Below are 15,639 nucleotides of genomic sequence, written 5' to 3' on the forward strand. Positions count from 1 at the left end.
GGCGAACGCCTTCCGGCTGGTCGGATCGACCGCCTTGACTATAGTCACGAAACCGCGGAATCTCGCGGATTTCTACCGCTTTTCGGCGTTCGTGGCGGCGTGTCGGGCTCTTCTGTGACTGTTTCGGCCGCTGTGGCATGCGAAACGGGGTCTCCGGCGTGCAGGCGCCGAAGCGCCGAGACGACGTCGTCATGCCAGCGGCGGGCGGCCGGAAGGGCTCCCGTGAAGATGGCTGTGTCATGCGTGACGCCGAGGTACCGGGTCGTGCTCGCATCGACGCCGGCCGCGCGCAGCGCCGCGCCATAGGCCTCGCCGTCGCCGCGCAGCGGGTCGTACTCGGCGGTGAGGATGACCGCCGGCGGCAGCCCCGCGTGCGACGGCGCGCGCAGCGGCGACGCGTACGGTTCACGGGCATCCCCCGCCGTGCGCAGGTAGGTGCGCGCGACCGAGCGCAGTTCGCGCCGCGCGAGGAAGCTCGGGATGCCGAGCGCGCGAGTCGCGCGCAGATCGAGGTGGTGCCCCGTGAGGTCGGTGACGGGCACTTCGAGCAGCTGCAGCCGCAGCGGCAGCGCGGCGCGGCTGCGGTTGACCAGCGTCAGCGCCGCGGCGATGTTCGCCCCCGCCGAGGTTCCGGCGAGGCCGATCCGGTCCCGTTCGATGCCCAGCTCATCCGCGCGCGCGAAGAGCCACTCCAGCGCCGCGTAGGCCTGCTCGACCTGCACGGGGTAACGGTGCTCGGGGGCCAGCGCGTAGTCGACGGCGACGATGATGACGCCCGCATCGTGTGCGCGCCGGCGGAACGCGGCATCCGTCGTGGGATAGTCGATGCCTCCGATGCGGAACGCCCCGCCGAAGAAGGCGAGGACCGCCGGCAGGGGGGTCTCAGCAAGCGGCGGTCGGTACACGCGCACGCGGAACGGAGGCTCACCCGCGACCTCGTGCTCGCTCGTCGGCAGATCGGGCCCGGGCGTGCCCACGGTCCGAAGCTCGGTGCGATCCCACGCGAGGGCTGCACGACGGTGACGCTCACGCGGACTCAGCGGCGTCTTCGTGCTCGGGGATGGAGGCGGGACCTCGGTGCGTGCGAAGGGCCAGAGCGCCGCCAGCCGTGCGCGAGCCGACCCGAGCGCCTGATCGATCAGGTAGCGGCGGTGCACCCGGAGTCGCTCGGCGAAGAAGGGGTCGACAGGCACGCGTCCATTGGACCACGGTGCCGCCGGGAAAGCAGAAAGGCCCGGAGGGAACTCCGGGCCTTTCTTATGCTGTGATGCTTACCAGCTCGACTTGGTCACGCCGGGCAGCTCGCCACGGTGCGCCATGTCGCGGAAGCGAACACGCGAGATGCCGAACTTGGTCAGCATTCCGCGCGGGCGGCCGTCGATGACGTCGCGCGAACGCAGACGCACGGGCGACGCGTTGCGCGGCAGCTTCTGAAGGCCCAGGCGGGCGGCTTCGCGCTCTTCGTCGGTCGAGGTCGGCGACACGAGCGCCTTCTTCAACTCGGCGCGCTTGGTGGCGTAGCGGTCGACGACCGCCTGGCGCTGCTTGTTGCGCGCGATCTTGCTCTTCTTGGCCATGTGATCAGCGCTCCTCTCGGAAGTCGACGTGCTTGCGCACGACAGGGTCGTACTTCTTGAGCACGATGCGGTCGGGGTTGTTGCGGCGGTTCTTGCGCGTCACGTAGGTGTATCCCGTGCCGGCGGTCGAACGCAGCTTGATGATCGGACGGACGTCCTGAGACTTCTTAGCCATCAGAGCTTCACACCCTTCGCGATCAGGTCCTTCACAACCGACTCGATACCGCGCACATCGATGACCTTCATGCCCTTAGCGGACACGTTGAGGGTGATCTTGCGGCCAAGCGAAGCCACGAAGTAAGTCTTCTTCTGCACGTTCGGGTCGAAGCGGCGCTTCGTCCGGCGGTGCGAGTGCGAGATGTTGTGACCGAAGCCGGGAACTGCTCCAGTCACCTGGCACACTGCTGCCATAGTGATGTCTCCTTAGTACCGTGGCACCGGACGGTGCCACCCAAGATCCCTTGTCTGCATCCTCGTGAGGATACGTACTGCGTGCTGGAGTGCGCGCAGACAGAGAGTCAGCCTAGCACGGCGGCGTCCGCCGCGCCGCGCCCCCACCGGAATGCAGACACCGTCGGGTCGGCGGGGATCCAGAATCGCCACGGGAATGCGGCCGTCCCGGCGATGCCCGCCACTCCGACCCGAGGGCCCGTCGCCGCCTCGGTGAAGGGCTCGTCGCGCAGCCAGAGCCGAGCGACGGCGCCGTTCAGCGGTTCTCCCGTGATGACGTCGATGCCGTCGTGTCGCGGATGCCGCAGACCCACGGCGTCGCCGAATCGGCCAGGACCGCGGGCGAGGTCGCGCGCGGCGCGCGCGGCGGGGCGCCGCCGGAATGCGGCATCCGCCCCCTCGATCACTTCTCCTGCGCGCAGCAGCACACCGCCGGCGAGACCGTCGGGTGCGCACACGACGTTCACGCACGAGTGGATGCCGTGGCTCAGGTAGACGTAGAGGTGCCCCGGCTCGCCCCACATCGTCGCGTTGCGCGCCGTAGGCCCCATCCGCGCGTGCGAGCCGGGATCGGGCACCTCGCCCGTTCCGCGGCCGTGGTAGGCCTCGACCTCGGTGATGCGCACCGCGACCTCGTCACCGTCGACGACGGTGCGCAGTACGCCGCCGAGAAGGCGCGGCGCGACGGCGAGCGGCAGGTCGACGAGCTCGTCGCGCGTCGCGGGGTGCGAACGGTCGGTCATGAGACGGGCACGCGGCACCAGGAGATGGCGAAGCCCTGCAGCGAAACGACCGGCGCGGCGTCGTCGAGCTGCACGATGCGGGTCTCGAGCCGCTCGGGCAGCGGCAGCAGATAGCGGTCGTAGGGGTTGGCGACAGCGTCGGGGGCGACCGTCAGGGCGGCGTAGCGTCCGCTGGGTGAGACGCACGTCTGCATGAGCGCGTCGGCGGGGCCGATGTCGGCGATGATGCGGGTCGCCCCGCCGGGGTCGACGAGGGCGACAGAGGTGCCGAGCGACCGCGTGCCCGCCTCGTCGAGCACGACCGATGAGCGCAGCGTGCCGCCGCCGGGAACGGGCAGCGCCGTGCCGAGAAGCCCGAGCTCACGCTCGGGCGCGACGAGCGGCTGCTCCGTGCCGTCGGTGAGGTCGACGACGACCATGCCCTCGAGGCGCTCGACGATCGCTTCGGTTCCGGCGACGCCGTCGATCGCGATCGCGGTGCCGAACGAGGTCGCCTCGCCGCCGTCGGCGCCGGTGAGCAGCAGGTTCCCGTCGAAGGTCAGGAGCAGGATGCTGTCGGTCTCGGGGACGAACCGCCAGTCCGCGATGCGCGCGTCGGTGCCGGGCACCTCGATCCGGGCGGGCGTGTCGCCGGCGACCGTGAACAGAGCGCTCTCGAGGCCCCCCGTATCGCTGAGGAGGGCGTCCGAATACGTGAACCCGATCAGGTCGCCGCGATCCGCCGCCTGCAGGTTCGTCACGACGCCGTCGTCGCCGGGGAGCGGCAGTTCGCGCTCGTCCGAGCCGTCGAGGTCGGTGACCAGCAGCGCGGGGTGATCGTCCTCGGTGCGCACCGAGACGACGAGCTGCGACGCCGTCGCGCGGAAGTCCTGGATCGCGGGGTGGCTGAACACCGGCTCGGCCTGCTCGCCGGCGAGGTCGGTGCGAAAGATCGTGTCGTCGCTCGGCCCGCCGCGCTGCAGCAGGTAGACGGAGAGCGCCGGGGTGCGGAACGTCTCGACGATTGTCGCGTCGGGGCCGCCGCCGAGGCCGCGCACGCCGTCGATCGTCACGGTGTACTCGGTGTCATCGCGCAGCGGCAGGCCGAAGCGCACGCCGACGCTTCGCCCCGACGTGTCGACGGCGAACGGCGTCTCGGGGTCGACGGTGACCTGGTCGGGGTCGACCTCCGCGAGCGACTGCGACGTCGTCACGATCATGCGCGAACCGGATGCCGCCACCGAGGCGGCCGGATCCACCTGCACGTCGGTGATGCGCGGGCCCTGCACGACGCCGATCGCCGCGGCCCCGACGCCGACCACGGCGAGCGCGGCGACGACGACGCCGAACGACAGCAGGAACGCGCGGCTTCGCCTGGCGCGTGCGCGACCGCGACGCGTGTCAGTACTCATACGGGTCGCTCGGCTCGTCAATCGGCTCGACGTCGCTCGCCGTGATGGCGAGGCGCCCGTCGCCGGTTGCGCGCACGGTTCCCGTCACCGTGACCCACTGGCCCGTTTCGGGCACGGCGTCCGTCGTGATGGGCACGGTGGCGGGTTGCGCGTCGATGACGCAGTGCGTGATGACGAGGCGCGTCAGGTCGAAGCCGTCGTCGCCGGGGGTGACGAACCCCGTGAGGGTCACGGGGTCGCCGTCGAACGCATCCGGGTTCGTCGCGGTCGCGAACGCCGACGCCCACTCGCCGACGCCGAACTCCGAGGTGTCGCCCGTCGTCGCGAGCGTGACGGCGTCTGCTCCCGCGAACAGCGGCGGAGCCCCCACGTCACGCGACATCGCCAATTCGGCGCTGAGGGATGCCGGGGGCAGCACGAGCGTCAGCAGGACGATGCCCGACGCCGCGATGCCGCCCGTGGCGACGACGGCGCGCCCCACGACAGGAGTGCGCGGGTGGTCGTGGTCGTGGTCGTCGCCGTGATCGTGATCGTCTTCTTCCGCGCCGAGCGGCAGCGCGAAGCTCGTGATCGCACCGATCAGCACGACGACGGCCATCCCGACGGCGAACCACGCCGAATCCGGATTGATGTACAGCGCGAGCCTGCCGGTCACAGCGAGCGTGATCGTGACGACGGCGAGCACCGCGGCGAGCCCGACGCCGAGCCAGCGGGTAAGGAGAGCGCGGGACGGATCAGCCAATGAGGTTCACCCCCGCACCGATCGCGAAGGCGGCGAGCACCACGATGACGACGATCCCCGCGAGGGCGCGCGTCGTGAACGTCGTGCGCAGCAGAGCGAGCATCTTGACGTCGACGAGCGGACCGACGAGGAGGAACGCGATGATCGAGCCCGGGGTGAAGGTCGAGGCGAAGGACAGCGCGAAGAATGCGTCGACGTTCGAGCAGATCGACACGACCATTGCGAGGGCGATCATCGCGATGATCGACAGGGCCGGGTTCGATCCGATCGCCAGGAGCGTCTCGCGAGGGATGAGCACCTGCACGGCGCCGGCGAGCGCCGATCCGATCACGAGCGCGGGCATGACGGCGCGCAGTTCGACGATGAACTGGCTGAGGGTCCGACGTCCGCGGGCGGCGGTGCCCTGCGCCGCGTGCTGGCGGGCGCACGTGCTGCGGAAGCGCCTCGTGAGCAGGCCGTCCGGTGACGGATGCCGCGAGTACAGCCAGCCGATCAGGTTCGCGATGAGGAACCCGCCGACGAGCCGAATGACGAGGATGCCGTCGGAGAAGCCGAACGCCTGGTGCGTCGTGATGATGACGATCGGGTTGACGATGGGCGCCGCGATGAGGAACGTGAGCGTTTCGGGCACCGTGAAGCCGCGCATCATGAGGCCCCGGGCGAACGGCACGTTGCCGCACTCGCAGACCGGCACGAACATGCCCAGCAGCGACAGCACCGCGCGTCGAGCCCAGGCGCGCCGGGGCATCCATCGCTCGATGGCACCCGGGGGGATCCACACCTGCACGACGATCGACAGCACGACACCGAGCGCGACGAACGGCAATGACTCGATGAGCACGCTGATCGCGAGGGTCAGTCCGTCCTGCGCGCGGGCGGGCAGGCGCGCGGGGAAGAGCTCGGGCACGAAGAGGTCGATCGCGAACAGACCCACGACGATGGCGGCGCCGATGGCGATGGGGGCGACGAGGCGTGCTGCGCGCGGGCGGCCGGCCTGACCGTCGGGGCGCAGCGCGAAGTCAGCCCGAGACACGCTCGCTCGTCCGCGTCCGCGCGCACATCGCGCACAGTCCGAAGATGTCGACCACGTGCTCGGCCTCGGCGAAGCCGTGACTCTCGGCCGTGCGGCGCGCCCACTGCTCGACGTCGGAGGCCTCGATCTCGACCGTGAGCCCGCAGGAGCGGCAGATCAGGTGGTGGTGGTGCGCCGTCGTCGTGCACGCGCGGTAGAGGGCCTCGCCCTCGGGGCTCTGCAGCGAATCGGCTTCGCCCTGCGCCGCGAGACCCGCCAGAGCACGGTAGACGGTGGCGAGGCCGATGCCGGTGTTGTCTTCGCGCAGGGTCGCGTGCAGCGTCTGAGCGCTCACGAAACCCGGCGTGTCGGCGAGGGCTTCGCGCACGCGCTCGCGCTGCCACGTGTTGCGCTGGGCCATGCCGGGATTCTACCCGCGGGCTCTGAGCGGTGCCCGGGAGCCCCGGAACCGGCAGGCGAGGTAGATCACGAACGAGATCGTCGTGATGTACGGGCTCACGGGGAGCGTGCCCATGATCGCGAGCAGGATCCCGCCCACGGCAGAGACGAAGCCGAAGATCGCGGCGAGCACGGGAACGGCGACGGGCCCCGTCGCGACGCGCATCGCGGCGGCGGCGGGTGTCACCAGGAGCGCCATGACGAGCAGGGCGCCGATGATGTGCACGGCGACGGCGACCATGAGTCCGAGCAGCAGCATGAAGGTGAGTGACACCGCCGTCGTGGGAACGCCGCGCGCCGCGGCGGACTGCGGGTCGAGCGAGTCGAAGCGCAGGGGCCGCCAGATGAGCAGCATCCCGACCAGCACGAAGAGGCTGATGCCGACGAGCCAGCCGAGCTCGCCGGTCTGCACCGACACGATCTGGCCCGTCAGCAGGCTGAAGCGGTTGGCGCTGCGCCCGTCATAGAGCGACAGGAAGAGGATGCCGAGACCCAACCCGAACGGCATGAGCACGCCGATGATCGAGTTGCGATCCCGTGCGCGGGCGCCGAGCCAGCCGACGATCGCGGCGGCGAGGACGGATCCGACGATCGACCCGGTCACGACGTCGACGCCGATGAGGAGGGCCGCCGCGGCGCCCGCGAACGACAGCTCACTGATGCCGTGCACGGCGAACGCCATGTCGCGCTGCATGACGAAGACGCCGACGAGGCCGCCGACGAGGCCGAGGACGGCACCGGCGATGACCGAGTTCGACACGAGGCCGAGGATCTCGGCGTAGTCCGCGAGGCCCCCGAACATGGCGTCGGCGATGTCCGGCCAGGTCATTCGTGGTCTCCGTCGTGGTGGTGATGCGCGCTCTCGGCGTCGGGCGCGCCGACGACGACGAGACGGTCGCCCGCACGCAGCACGAACACGTGCGCGCCGTACAGGTCGGTGAGCACGTCGGAGCGCAGCACCTCGCCGGGTGTGCCGAGCATGAAGCGGCCGTTGGCGATGTAGAGGATGCGATCGACCTTGCCCAGCAGCGGGTTGATGTCGTGTGTGACCAGCAGCACGGCGGCGTCGGTGTCGCGGCGATGACGGTCGATGAGACCGATGACCTCTTGCTGGTTCGCCAGGTCGAGGCTCGTCAGCGGCTCGTCGCACAGCAGCAGGCGCGGGTCGTCGGCGAGCGCCTGGCCGACACGGAGTCGCTGCTGCTCACCACCCGAGAGCAGCCCGACGGGGCGGTCGGCGAACGAGCGTGCGCCGACGGCGTCGACGAGCGCGTCGATGCGCGCGCGATCACCGCGCCGCGGGAGGGGCAGGCCGAAGCGGTGCCCGTCGACGCCGAGGGCGACGAGGTCGCGACCGCGCAGTGGCGTCTCGGGGGGCAGCGGACGCTGCTGCGGGATGTATCCCACGCCGCGATTGCCGCGGCGGTGCACGCGCTGGCCGAGCACCTCGATCTCACCGCCGCTGAGCGGCTCGAGGCCCAGGATCGCCCGCAACAGCGTCGTCTTGCCCGTGCCGCTCGGGCCGAGCACCGCGATGAGCTCGCCGGGCGCGACGTCGAGGTCGAGCCCTGACCACAGTTCGCGGTCGCCTCGGTGCAGCGACGCGTCGCGGATGACGAGCGGCTGGGTCATCCGCGCAGCGCCTCGTCCAGCAGCGTGACGTTGGCCTGCATCCACTCGAGGTACGTCTGCCCCTCGGGCAGCGTCTCGCTGAACTCGACGATGGGGATGCCCAGTGCCGTCGCGTCGTCGATGATCGCGGTCGTCTCGGCGCCGCCGGTCTGCGTGTTGACGATAACGGCAGCGACCTGGCCGGACTCCAGGAGCTTCGTCGCGGTCAGAAGTGTCGCCGCCGGCACATCGCGCCCGTCTTCGACGGCGTGCGTGAAGTCGTCGGGTGCGACGTTGACGAGACCGGCCGCTTGGGTGAGGTACTGCGAGATGGGCTCGGTGACGAAGATCTCGGTGCCGCCGAACTCGGTCGACATCTCATCGAGCGCCGTCTCGATCTGATCGATGCCGTTCGTGAACTCGGCCAGGTTCGTCGCGAACATATCGGCGTTGTCGGGGTCGAGTGCGCTGAGCTCGACCGAGATCGCCTCGGCCAGGTGGGCGACGACGTGCGGGTCGTACCAGACGTGCTCATTGACCGAGTGGTCGTGGTCGTGGTCGTCGTCGTCGTGATCGTGGTCGCCGTGGTCGGCGGGGGGCGTCGCCTCAGAGAATTCGACGGCGGGCACAACGGGCCGGACCCCACCCGCCCCGTCGACGAGGGCGTCCATGAACGCGTCGTACCCGCCGCCGTTCATCACGACGAGGTCGGCTCGCGAGACGGACAGCTGGTCGCGCGCGCTCGCCTCGAACGAGTGCGGGTCCTGCGCGGCCGACGACACGATCGACACGACGCTGACGGCGTCTCCGCCGATCGCTTCGACGATCTGGCCGTAGACATTCGTCGAGGCGACGACCGCGACACGGCCGTCGTCGGCGGGAGCACCGGATGCGCAACCGGCAAGGCCGAGGGTCGTGGCAAGGCCGAGAGCGGTCAGAGTGCGGCGCGTCGAAGTCACTCGGCGAGTGTACAGCTAATGAGAATCGTTCTCAACACGGTCGCTCAGTCGAGGAGCAGCGCGGGCTCCTCCAGCACCGCGGCGACATCGGCGATGAACCGCGACATGCCGTCGCCGTCCACGACGCGGTGGTCGAACGACCCCGCGACGGTCGTCACCCAGCGCGGGCGGACCTCGCCATCGACGACCCACGGCTTCTGCCGGATCGTGCCGAGCGCCACGATGCCGGACTCACCGGGGTTGAGGATCGGGGTGCCGGCATCCATTCCGAACACGCCGATGTTCGTGATCGTGATCGTGCCGTTCTGCTGGTCGGCCGGTGTCGCGCGGCCCTCGCGCGCCGTCGCGGTGAGCTGCTCGAGCGCACGGGCGAGCTGGCGCAGGCTGAGGTCCTGCGCTTCTTTGATGTTGGGCACGAGCAGTCCCCTCGGGGTCGCCGCGGCGATCCCGAGGTTGACGTAGTGGCGCACGCGGATCTCGGCGCCGCCGTCGACATCGACCCACGCCGCATTGACCATGGGTGTGCGCCGCACGGCCCAGACGACGGCACGCGCCATGATGAGCAGCGGCGAGACCTTGACGTCGGCGAAGTCCGGTGAGGCCTTGAGCCTCTTGACGAGTTCCATCGTGCGAGTCGCGTCGACGTCAGTCCACACCGACACGTGCGGGGCCGTGTAGGCCGAGCGGACCATGCCGGATGCCGTGGCCTTGCGGACACCCTTGACCGCGATCGTCTCTTCGCGGGCGTCGCCGGCGGGGTGGTCGACGGCGATCGTCTCTTCGCGCACGGCGCTGGGCTCGGGCGTCGCGATGTTGCGGAACACCGATGCCTGAGACGCATGGCTCATGACGTCGTCGCGGGTCACTTCGCCCGCAGGCCCGGTCGGGGTGACGGTCGTCAGATCGATTCCCAGGTCTCGGGCCAGCTTGCGGATCGGCGGCTTCGCGACGACGCCCACCGACGCCTCGATGCGCTTCGCCTGGTCGGCGGGCTTCTTGCGCCGCGACTTCACCTCGCCGCCGGCCCCGTACCCGACGAGGACCGAGCCCGCGCCCTCGGCGGCGACGGGCTCGGGGGCCGCCGCCGGGGCGGCGGCATCCGTGATCGTGATGATGGACGCGCCCACCTCGACCGTCGCCCCCTCGGCCACGAGCAGATCGCCGACCGTGCCGGCGAAGGGCGAGGGCAGCTCGACGAGCGACTTCGCCGTCTCGATCTCGACGAGGACGTCGTTGACGGCGACCGTGTCGCCCGGCGCGACGCGCCACGAGACGATCTCGGCCTCGGTCAGCCCCTCGCCGACGTCGGGCAGTGTGAAGGTCTGCACACTCATACTCATTCCTCTCCGAACCTGCGGTGGGCGGTCAGTAGGCGAGGGCGCGGTCGACGGCCTCGAGGATGCGGTCGGCATCGGGCAGATAGGTGGCCTCGAGCTTCGCGGGAGGGAAGGGCGTGTCAAAGCCCGACACCCGCAGCACGGGGGCCTCGAGCGCATAGAACGCGCGCTCCATGACGGTCGCGGCGACTTCGGAGCCGAGCGACGTGAAGCCCGGCGCCTCCTGCGCGTAGACCATGCGGCCCGTCCGTCGCACGGAATCCAGGATCGGGCCGTAGTCGATGGGTGACAGCGACCGCAGATCGATGACCTCGCACGACGTGCCCTCGGACTCGGCGAGGGCCGCCGCCTGCAAGAGCGTCGTCACCATCGCACCGTGCCCGACGAGCGTGACGTCGGTGCCGGGCCGCACGAGTCGCGATGCGTGCAGTGGCAGCGCGCGGGTCATCGTGTCGACCTCGCCCTTCTGCCAGTACTTCGCCTTCGGCTCGAGGAAGATCACGGGATCCGGCGAGTCGATCGCATCCTGGATCATCCAGTACGCGTCGTTCGGCGTCGACGGGCTCACGACCCGCAGCCCCGGCGTGTGCGTGAAGTACGCCTCGGGGCTCTCCTGGTGGTGCTCGACGGCGCCGATGTGGCCGCCGTACGGAATGCGGATGACGACGGGGAACGAGATCGCCCCCTCGTGCCGGTTCGTCATCTTGGCCAGCTGTGACGTGATCTGGTCGAACGCGGGGAACACGAAGCCGTCGAACTGGATCTCGCACACGGGGCGGAATCCCGCCATCGCGAGCCCGATCGCCGTGCCGACGATGCCCGACTCGGCGAGCGGGGTGTCGATGACACGGCGGTCGCCGAACTCGGCCTGCAGCCCCTCGGTGACGCGGAACACCCCACCGAGCGGCCCGATGTCCTCGCCCATCAGCAGCACGCGATCGCTGCCGGCGAGCGCAGCGCGCATCCCGGCGTTGAGGGCGCGGCTGAACGCCATGGTGTCCGTCACTCGCCGGCCTCCTCGAACGATGCCTCATAGTCGGCCAGCCATGCCCGCTGCTCGTCGATGAGCGGATGCGGCGAGCTGTAGACGTGCCCGAACATGGTCTCGTTCGGGATGCCGCCGAGCTCGGTCGTGCGCACCCGGATGTCCTCCGCGGTCGCCTCGGCCTCGGCGTCGACGTCGGTGAAGAACGCGCTCGAGGCACCCCGTCCTTCGAGGTAGGCGCGCATCCGCGCGATCGGGTCGCGCTTCGCCCAGGACTGCTCCTGCTCGGACGTGCGGTACTTCGTCGGGTCGTCGCTGGTCGTGTGTGCACCCATGCGATAGGTCATCGCCTCGATCGCGCGGGGCCCATCGCCGCCGCGCGCCTCGTCGAGCGCCGTGCGGGTGACGGCATAGCTTGCCAGCACGTCGTTGCCGTCGACCTGAACGCTCGGGATGCCGTAGCCGTGTCCGCGGCGCACGAGCGGAACGCGCGACTGCGTCGAGACGGGCACCGAGATCGCCCACTGGTTGTTCTGCAGGAAGAACACCTCGGGGGTCCGGTAGCTGGCCGCGAACACCATCGCCTCGTGCACGTCGCCCTGGCTGGAGGCCCCGTCGCCGTAGTAGACGATGACCGCCTCGTCGCGCTCGGGATCCCCCGTGCCGCAACGGCCGTCGAACACGAGTCCCATGCCGAAGCCCGTCGCGTGCAGCGTCTGCGCACCGAGGACGAGCGTATAGATGTGCGTGTTGCCGTTCTTGGGATCGGTGGGGTCCCACCCGCCGTGCGTCAGACCCCGCATGAGCCGGATGATGTCGATCGGATCGACGCCGCGGATCCTCGTCACCGCGTGCTCGCGGTACGAGGGGAAGAGGTGGTCCTGCGGCCGAGCGGCGCGGGCCGAGCCCACCTGCGCGGCTTCTTGACCGAAGCTGGGCGGCCACAGGGCGAGCTGACCCTGACGTTGCAGGTTCGTCGCCTGCCGATCGAACGCGCGGATGACCGCCATGTCGCGGTAGAAACCCTCGAGCTCCGCCTCGGGCAGGGCGTCGATGAGCGCGAGATACGGTTCCGCGGCGGCGGTCGGGGCGAACCTGCCGTCGGCCGCGAGTACGCGGACGACCTCGGAATCCTCGCTGAGCGGCGTCGTCATCGTTCTACGCTATCGACCGGCCCGCGTGCCCTTCTGGGAGGTCCTTCACAACGGATTCTGCAATCCGTAGGACCTTCTCGACAGAGGCTTCCTCGCCGACCGAGATACGGATTCCGTCGCCCGCGAAGGGCCGCACGATGAGTCCGGCCGCATCGAACGCCTCGGCGATCGCGAGGGTGTGCTCTGCTGCGGGGAGCCACACGAAGTTGCCCTGCGCCTGTGGAACCGCCCACCCGGCGACGCGCAGCGCCTCGGCCAGGCGATCGCGGCGCTCGGCGATCGTGCGTGCGCGCTCGACCAGGTCGGCCTCGGCGACGAGGCTCGCCAGCGCGGCTTCTTCGGCGTGATTGGTGACCGAGAGCGGGATCGCGGTGCTGCGGGCGGCATCGAGGATGCGGGGGTGCCCGACGGCGTAGCCGATGCGCAGACCCGCGAGGCCGAACGCCTTCGAGAACGTGCGCAGCACGACGACGTTCGGACGGTCCGCGGCTTGGAGCACGCGTTTGCCGTCGACGGCGTCGAGGTCGGTCACGAACTCGGCGTACGCCTCGTCGAGGATCACGAGCACGTCGGCGGGGACCTGCGTCATGAACGCGTCGAACTCCGCCTGCGTCACGATGGGGCCCGTGGGGTTGTTCGGGCTGCACACGATGATGGCCCGCGTGCGGTCGGTGATCGCGGCGGCCATCGCCGGCAGATCGTGGCGCGCGTCGGCGGTGAGAGGCACCTGCACGGCGGTCGCGCCCGCCACGACGGCGAGCCACGGGTAGGCCTCGAACGAGCGCCAGGCGTAGACGACCTCGTCGCCGGGGCCCGACGTCGCCTGCACGAGCTGCGCGAGGATCGACACGCTCCCCGCGCCGACGTGCACGGAATCCGGCCCGACCCCGAAGCGCTCGGCGATGCGCTCGCGCAGACGCGCCGCGGACGCATCGGGGTAGCGGTTGAGCGAGGTCGCGGACTGCACGGCCTCGACCACGCCGGGCAGCGGGTCGAACGGGTTCTCATTGCTCGAGAGCTTGAAGGCGTCGACGCCGGCTTGCCGTCCCTGCTTGTACGGCGGCAGGGCGGCGATCGCGGCACGGACACGGATGGGGAGGTCGGGGGCTTCGGTCACGATGCAGAGTCTACGAGCGAGAGCAGGTGCCGCGTCAGTCGGCGATTGCCGCCACTTCCGGGCACGTGGGCCGCGTGGGAGACTGCCGGTATGCGCTTCATCATCCGCGTCGTCGTCAACGCGTTCGCCATCTGGATCGTGACGCTCATCCCCGCACTGCAGGTCACCGTCATCGCGTTCCCGCCCGGCGAAACGCTGCAACTCGTGCTGACTCTGCTGCTGGTCGCCGCGATCTTCGCGATCGTCAACACCGTCATCGGCACGGTACTCAAGGTGCTCGCTCTTCCCCTCTACATCCTGACGCTCGGGCTCATCGGGCTCATCATCAACGCGTTCCTGCTCTGGCTGACGGGGTGGATCACGTCGTTCTGGGACTGGGGCCTGCGGGTCGAGAGCTTCTGGTGGGGTGTCGTCGCAGCGATCATCATCTCGATCATCAACTGGATCTTCGGAATCCTGCTGCGCCCCCAGCAGAGCCGTCGGGACTGACGACGCGCTTCGCGCCGAACTCGACGACGTCGACCCGCTCGGCCGTGCCGAGCTCGGCGAAGACGGCGCGCACGGCGTCAACGCGCGGATCGGCGGACGCGTCGACCATCGCCGCCGTCTCGACGTAGTGCCGCATGCCGTGCGCGGCAGTGGCGGCGTCGATCGCATCAGGCGTCGGATCCGTCGACCGCTCGACCACGAAGCTGCCCGGGGCACCGACGGGCGCCGTGCTCCCGCCGCCGGCGAGCCCCGCGATCGGGTCGTCGGTGTGCCGCAGGGCGACGCTCAGCGTGCCGTGCCCGACGTCGGCCTCGACGGGCGAGCCGAACGACACGAGCGTGTGCGTGTCGAACCCTCCCTCGAGCGCGAGATGCGAGGTGATCATGGCGCCCTGCGAATGGCCGAAGGCGTGCACCGTGTCACCGGGTCGCGCCCCCGCGGATTCGAGCGCTGCGAGGGTCGCCTCGTACGACGCCGACGCCCGTCCGGTGGCGAGGTCGGCGTTGGAGCGGGTATCCCACGCCTCGCGCCCGCCGACACCGACCGACTTCGTGCCCGACACGTAGACGGCGTATTGGGGGGATCCGCCGGGCATCGCGTACCGCTCGACCCGCACGCGCGACGCGCCGTCTCCGGGCATGCGGGATGCCGCGGCGGCGAGGCTCGCCGGCGCGCTCGTCGTGCCCGTCGACACGCGCTGCACCGTGACCGCGTCGCGCGCGGGGGCGAGTCGCTCACGTCGTCCGATCTGCCCCCAGCGGCTGAATCCCACGACGCCCGCACCGAGGATCGCGCCGAGCCCGCCCACGACTCCGCCGATGACGGCGCCGGGTGCACTGTAGATGCCGCCGATCTCGAACCCCGTCTCGGTCGCCTGGCGCACGAGCTCGGACGGCCACATGATCGCCCGCTCGAAGGTGAGCAGCGATGCCTGCTCGCCGATGCCCGAGTACTCGGCCCCGAGCGCAGCGCGGCGCCGAGCGATGCGCGATGCTTCGGCGTCGTCACCCGCTGCGACAGCGGCCGCGTGCTGTGCGTGCAGGTCGACGAGCTCATAGATCGCTGCGGCCATCCGCAACTGCTCGGCGATCGCGTCGGCGTCGAGCTGCACTTGCAAGAGCCGGTTCCACAGAACGGATGCCGCACTCTGGGCCCCGGCATGGCGCTCGGCGAACAGCATGTTCTGCACCGAGCCGAGGCGCGCGGACAGCTCGTCGAGGTCGCCGCGAGCACCGATGAACCGCGCAGCCGTCGTACGCAGCGTCTCGGTGTCGACGGCGACGGCGCCACCCCCGCGGATGTCGAGCTCGCCCGTCACAGCCCGCCCCCGTCAAGACGCGCCCGCTCGAGGGCGCGAGCCTGCACTGCGGCGGCGCGCGCCGTGTCGGCGAGCGCCGCGAGGGTCGCGACATCTCCGGCCCAGCGATCAGCGCGCTCGTAGAACGCCGTCGCCGCGCGGGACTGCCATTCGGTGAGCCCCGCGAGCGTTCGTGCGTGCTGAGCGGCGTCGACGAACCGGTCTGCCAGCACGTCGAGCTCGCGGATGATGATGTCGAGCTGCGTCACCCGGCCATGGTCGGCGGATCACTCCTCGTGCGGCCGACGCCCGCCGG

The 15,639-nt window shown here is 70.4% G+C and carries 19 protein-coding genes; 1 reads left to right on the top strand and 18 read right to left on the bottom strand.

What is annotated here, in order from left to right; all coding sequences use genetic code 11:
* Positions 1 to 44: 44 nt before the first annotated feature.
* The 16 genes from AC25YV_RS09450 to AC25YV_RS09525 all read right to left on the bottom strand — a co-directional run bounded on the left by AC25YV_RS09450 (position 45) and on the right by AC25YV_RS09525 (position 13,537).
* Positions 45 to 1,193: an alpha/beta hydrolase gene (locus AC25YV_RS09450; protein WP_488123595.1), complete on the bottom strand. Its 1,149-nt coding sequence runs from the start codon at positions 1,191 to 1,193 to the stop codon at positions 45 to 47.
* Positions 1,194 to 1,271: 78 nt separating this feature from the next.
* Entirely contained in the window at positions 1,272 to 1,577 is a 306-nt protein-coding gene (rpsN, locus tag AC25YV_RS09455) for a 30S ribosomal protein S14 (protein ID WP_488123596.1), read from the bottom strand.
* 4 nt (positions 1,578 to 1,581) lie between these two features.
* Positions 1,582 to 1,752: a 50S ribosomal protein L33 gene (rpmG, locus tag AC25YV_RS09460; RefSeq protein WP_165140426.1), complete on the bottom strand. Its 171-nt coding sequence runs from the start codon at positions 1,750 to 1,752 to the stop codon at positions 1,582 to 1,584.
* Positions 1,752 to 1,988: a 50S ribosomal protein L28 gene (gene rpmB, locus AC25YV_RS09465; RefSeq protein WP_488123597.1), complete on the bottom strand. Its 237-nt coding sequence runs from the start codon at positions 1,986 to 1,988 to the stop codon at positions 1,752 to 1,754. Before rpmB ends, rpmG begins: the two co-directional genes overlap by 1 nt.
* Before the next feature lie 107 nt (positions 1,989 to 2,095).
* Positions 2,096 to 2,770, bottom strand: coding sequence for a DNA-3-methyladenine glycosylase (locus AC25YV_RS09470; RefSeq protein ID WP_488123809.1), 675 nt, complete (start codon positions 2,768 to 2,770; stop codon positions 2,096 to 2,098).
* The gene (locus AC25YV_RS09475) at positions 2,767 to 4,161 is read right to left on the bottom strand and encodes a hypothetical protein (protein ID WP_488123598.1); all 1,395 of its coding nucleotides are present in this window, start codon (positions 4,159 to 4,161) and stop codon (positions 2,767 to 2,769) included. The genes AC25YV_RS09470 and AC25YV_RS09475 overlap by 4 nt, the downstream gene beginning before the upstream one ends.
* Positions 4,151 to 4,903, bottom strand: coding sequence for a TIGR03943 family putative permease subunit (locus tag AC25YV_RS09480; RefSeq protein WP_488123599.1), 753 nt, complete (start codon positions 4,901 to 4,903; stop codon positions 4,151 to 4,153). The genes AC25YV_RS09475 and AC25YV_RS09480 overlap by 11 nt, the downstream gene beginning before the upstream one ends.
* Positions 4,896 to 5,936: a permease gene (locus AC25YV_RS09485; RefSeq protein WP_488123600.1), complete on the bottom strand. Its 1,041-nt coding sequence runs from the start codon at positions 5,934 to 5,936 to the stop codon at positions 4,896 to 4,898. The genes AC25YV_RS09480 and AC25YV_RS09485 overlap by 8 nt, the downstream gene beginning before the upstream one ends.
* Positions 5,923 to 6,336, bottom strand: coding sequence for a Fur family transcriptional regulator (locus AC25YV_RS09490; RefSeq protein ID WP_488123601.1), 414 nt, complete (start codon positions 6,334 to 6,336; stop codon positions 5,923 to 5,925). The genes AC25YV_RS09485 and AC25YV_RS09490 overlap by 14 nt, the downstream gene beginning before the upstream one ends.
* A 9-nt stretch (positions 6,337 to 6,345) precedes the next feature.
* A complete protein-coding gene (locus tag AC25YV_RS09495) occupies positions 6,346 to 7,203 on the bottom strand; it encodes a metal ABC transporter permease (protein ID WP_488123602.1) in 858 nt (285 codons plus the stop codon).
* Positions 7,200 to 8,006, bottom strand: coding sequence for a metal ABC transporter ATP-binding protein (locus AC25YV_RS09500; RefSeq protein ID WP_488123603.1), 807 nt, complete (start codon positions 8,004 to 8,006; stop codon positions 7,200 to 7,202). Before AC25YV_RS09500 ends, AC25YV_RS09495 begins: the two co-directional genes overlap by 4 nt.
* A complete protein-coding gene (locus tag AC25YV_RS09505) occupies positions 8,003 to 8,944 on the bottom strand; it encodes a metal ABC transporter solute-binding protein, Zn/Mn family (protein WP_488123604.1) in 942 nt (313 codons plus the stop codon). Before AC25YV_RS09505 ends, AC25YV_RS09500 begins: the two co-directional genes overlap by 4 nt.
* A 44-nt stretch (positions 8,945 to 8,988) precedes the next feature.
* On the bottom strand, positions 8,989 to 10,278 hold the full coding sequence (locus AC25YV_RS09510) for a dihydrolipoamide acetyltransferase family protein (protein ID WP_488123605.1): 1,290 nt from the start codon (positions 10,276 to 10,278) through the stop codon (positions 8,989 to 8,991).
* A 31-nt stretch (positions 10,279 to 10,309) separates the two neighbouring features.
* Entirely contained in the window at positions 10,310 to 11,275 is a 966-nt protein-coding gene (locus AC25YV_RS09515) for an alpha-ketoacid dehydrogenase subunit beta (RefSeq protein ID WP_488123810.1), read from the bottom strand.
* A gap of 8 nt (positions 11,276 to 11,283) precedes the next feature.
* Positions 11,284 to 12,420: a thiamine pyrophosphate-dependent dehydrogenase E1 component subunit alpha gene (locus AC25YV_RS09520; RefSeq protein WP_488123606.1), complete on the bottom strand. Its 1,137-nt coding sequence runs from the start codon at positions 12,418 to 12,420 to the stop codon at positions 11,284 to 11,286.
* A gap of 4 nt (positions 12,421 to 12,424) precedes the next feature.
* Entirely contained in the window at positions 12,425 to 13,537 is a 1,113-nt protein-coding gene (locus tag AC25YV_RS09525; protein WP_488123607.1) for a histidinol-phosphate transaminase, read from the bottom strand.
* Between the two features lie 90 nt (positions 13,538 to 13,627).
* Between AC25YV_RS09525 and AC25YV_RS09530 the strand changes: the two genes are divergently transcribed.
* Positions 13,628 to 14,026, top strand: a complete 399-nt coding sequence (locus tag AC25YV_RS09530; protein WP_488123608.1) for a phage holin family protein — start codon at positions 13,628 to 13,630, stop codon at positions 14,024 to 14,026.
* On the opposite strand, the gene AC25YV_RS09535 is transcribed toward AC25YV_RS09530, so the two are convergent.
* A complete protein-coding gene (locus tag AC25YV_RS09535) occupies positions 13,974 to 15,344 on the bottom strand; it encodes a WXG100 family type VII secretion target (RefSeq protein ID WP_488123609.1) in 1,371 nt (456 codons plus the stop codon). The two genes, AC25YV_RS09530 and AC25YV_RS09535, sit on opposite strands and share 53 nt — an antisense overlap.
* Positions 15,341 to 15,592, bottom strand: a complete 252-nt coding sequence (locus tag AC25YV_RS09540) for a hypothetical protein (RefSeq protein ID WP_488123610.1) — start codon at positions 15,590 to 15,592, stop codon at positions 15,341 to 15,343. Before AC25YV_RS09540 ends, AC25YV_RS09535 begins: the two co-directional genes overlap by 4 nt.
* Positions 15,593 to 15,639: the final 47 nt, after the last annotated feature.

Source organism: Microbacterium sp. Y832, from assembly GCF_057669765.1.

Coding starts and splice junctions, on each gene's coding strand:
- AC25YV_RS09520 (WP_488123606.1), bottom strand. CDS start 12,420: ATGACGACGCCGCTCAGCGAGGATTCCGAGGTCGTCCGCGTACTCGCG.
- AC25YV_RS09495 (WP_488123602.1), bottom strand. CDS start 7,203: ATGACCTGGCCGGACATCGCCGACGCCATGTTCGGGGGCCTCGCGGAC.
- rpsN (WP_488123596.1), bottom strand. CDS start 1,577: ATGGCCAAGAAGAGCAAGATCGCGCGCAACAAGCAGCGCCAGGCGGTC.
- AC25YV_RS09470 (WP_488123809.1), bottom strand. CDS start 2,770: ATGACCGACCGTTCGCACCCCGCGACGCGCGACGAGCTCGTCGACCTG.
- AC25YV_RS09490 (WP_488123601.1), bottom strand. CDS start 6,336: ATGGCCCAGCGCAACACGTGGCAGCGCGAGCGCGTGCGCGAAGCCCTC.
- AC25YV_RS09515 (WP_488123810.1), bottom strand. CDS start 11,275: ATGGCGTTCAGCCGCGCCCTCAACGCCGGGATGCGCGCTGCGCTCGCC.
- AC25YV_RS09500 (WP_488123603.1), bottom strand. CDS start 8,006: ATGACCCAGCCGCTCGTCATCCGCGACGCGTCGCTGCACCGAGGCGAC.
- AC25YV_RS09510 (WP_488123605.1), bottom strand. CDS start 10,278: ATGAGTGTGCAGACCTTCACACTGCCCGACGTCGGCGAGGGGCTGACC.
- rpmG (WP_165140426.1), bottom strand. CDS start 1,752: ATGGCTAAGAAGTCTCAGGACGTCCGTCCGATCATCAAGCTGCGTTCG.
- rpmB (WP_488123597.1), bottom strand. CDS start 1,988: ATGGCAGCAGTGTGCCAGGTGACTGGAGCAGTTCCCGGCTTCGGTCAC.
- AC25YV_RS09530 (WP_488123608.1), top strand. CDS start 13,628: ATGCGCTTCATCATCCGCGTCGTCGTCAACGCGTTCGCCATCTGGATC.
- AC25YV_RS09475 (WP_488123598.1), bottom strand. CDS start 4,161: ATGAGTACTGACACGCGTCGCGGTCGCGCACGCGCCAGGCGAAGCCGC.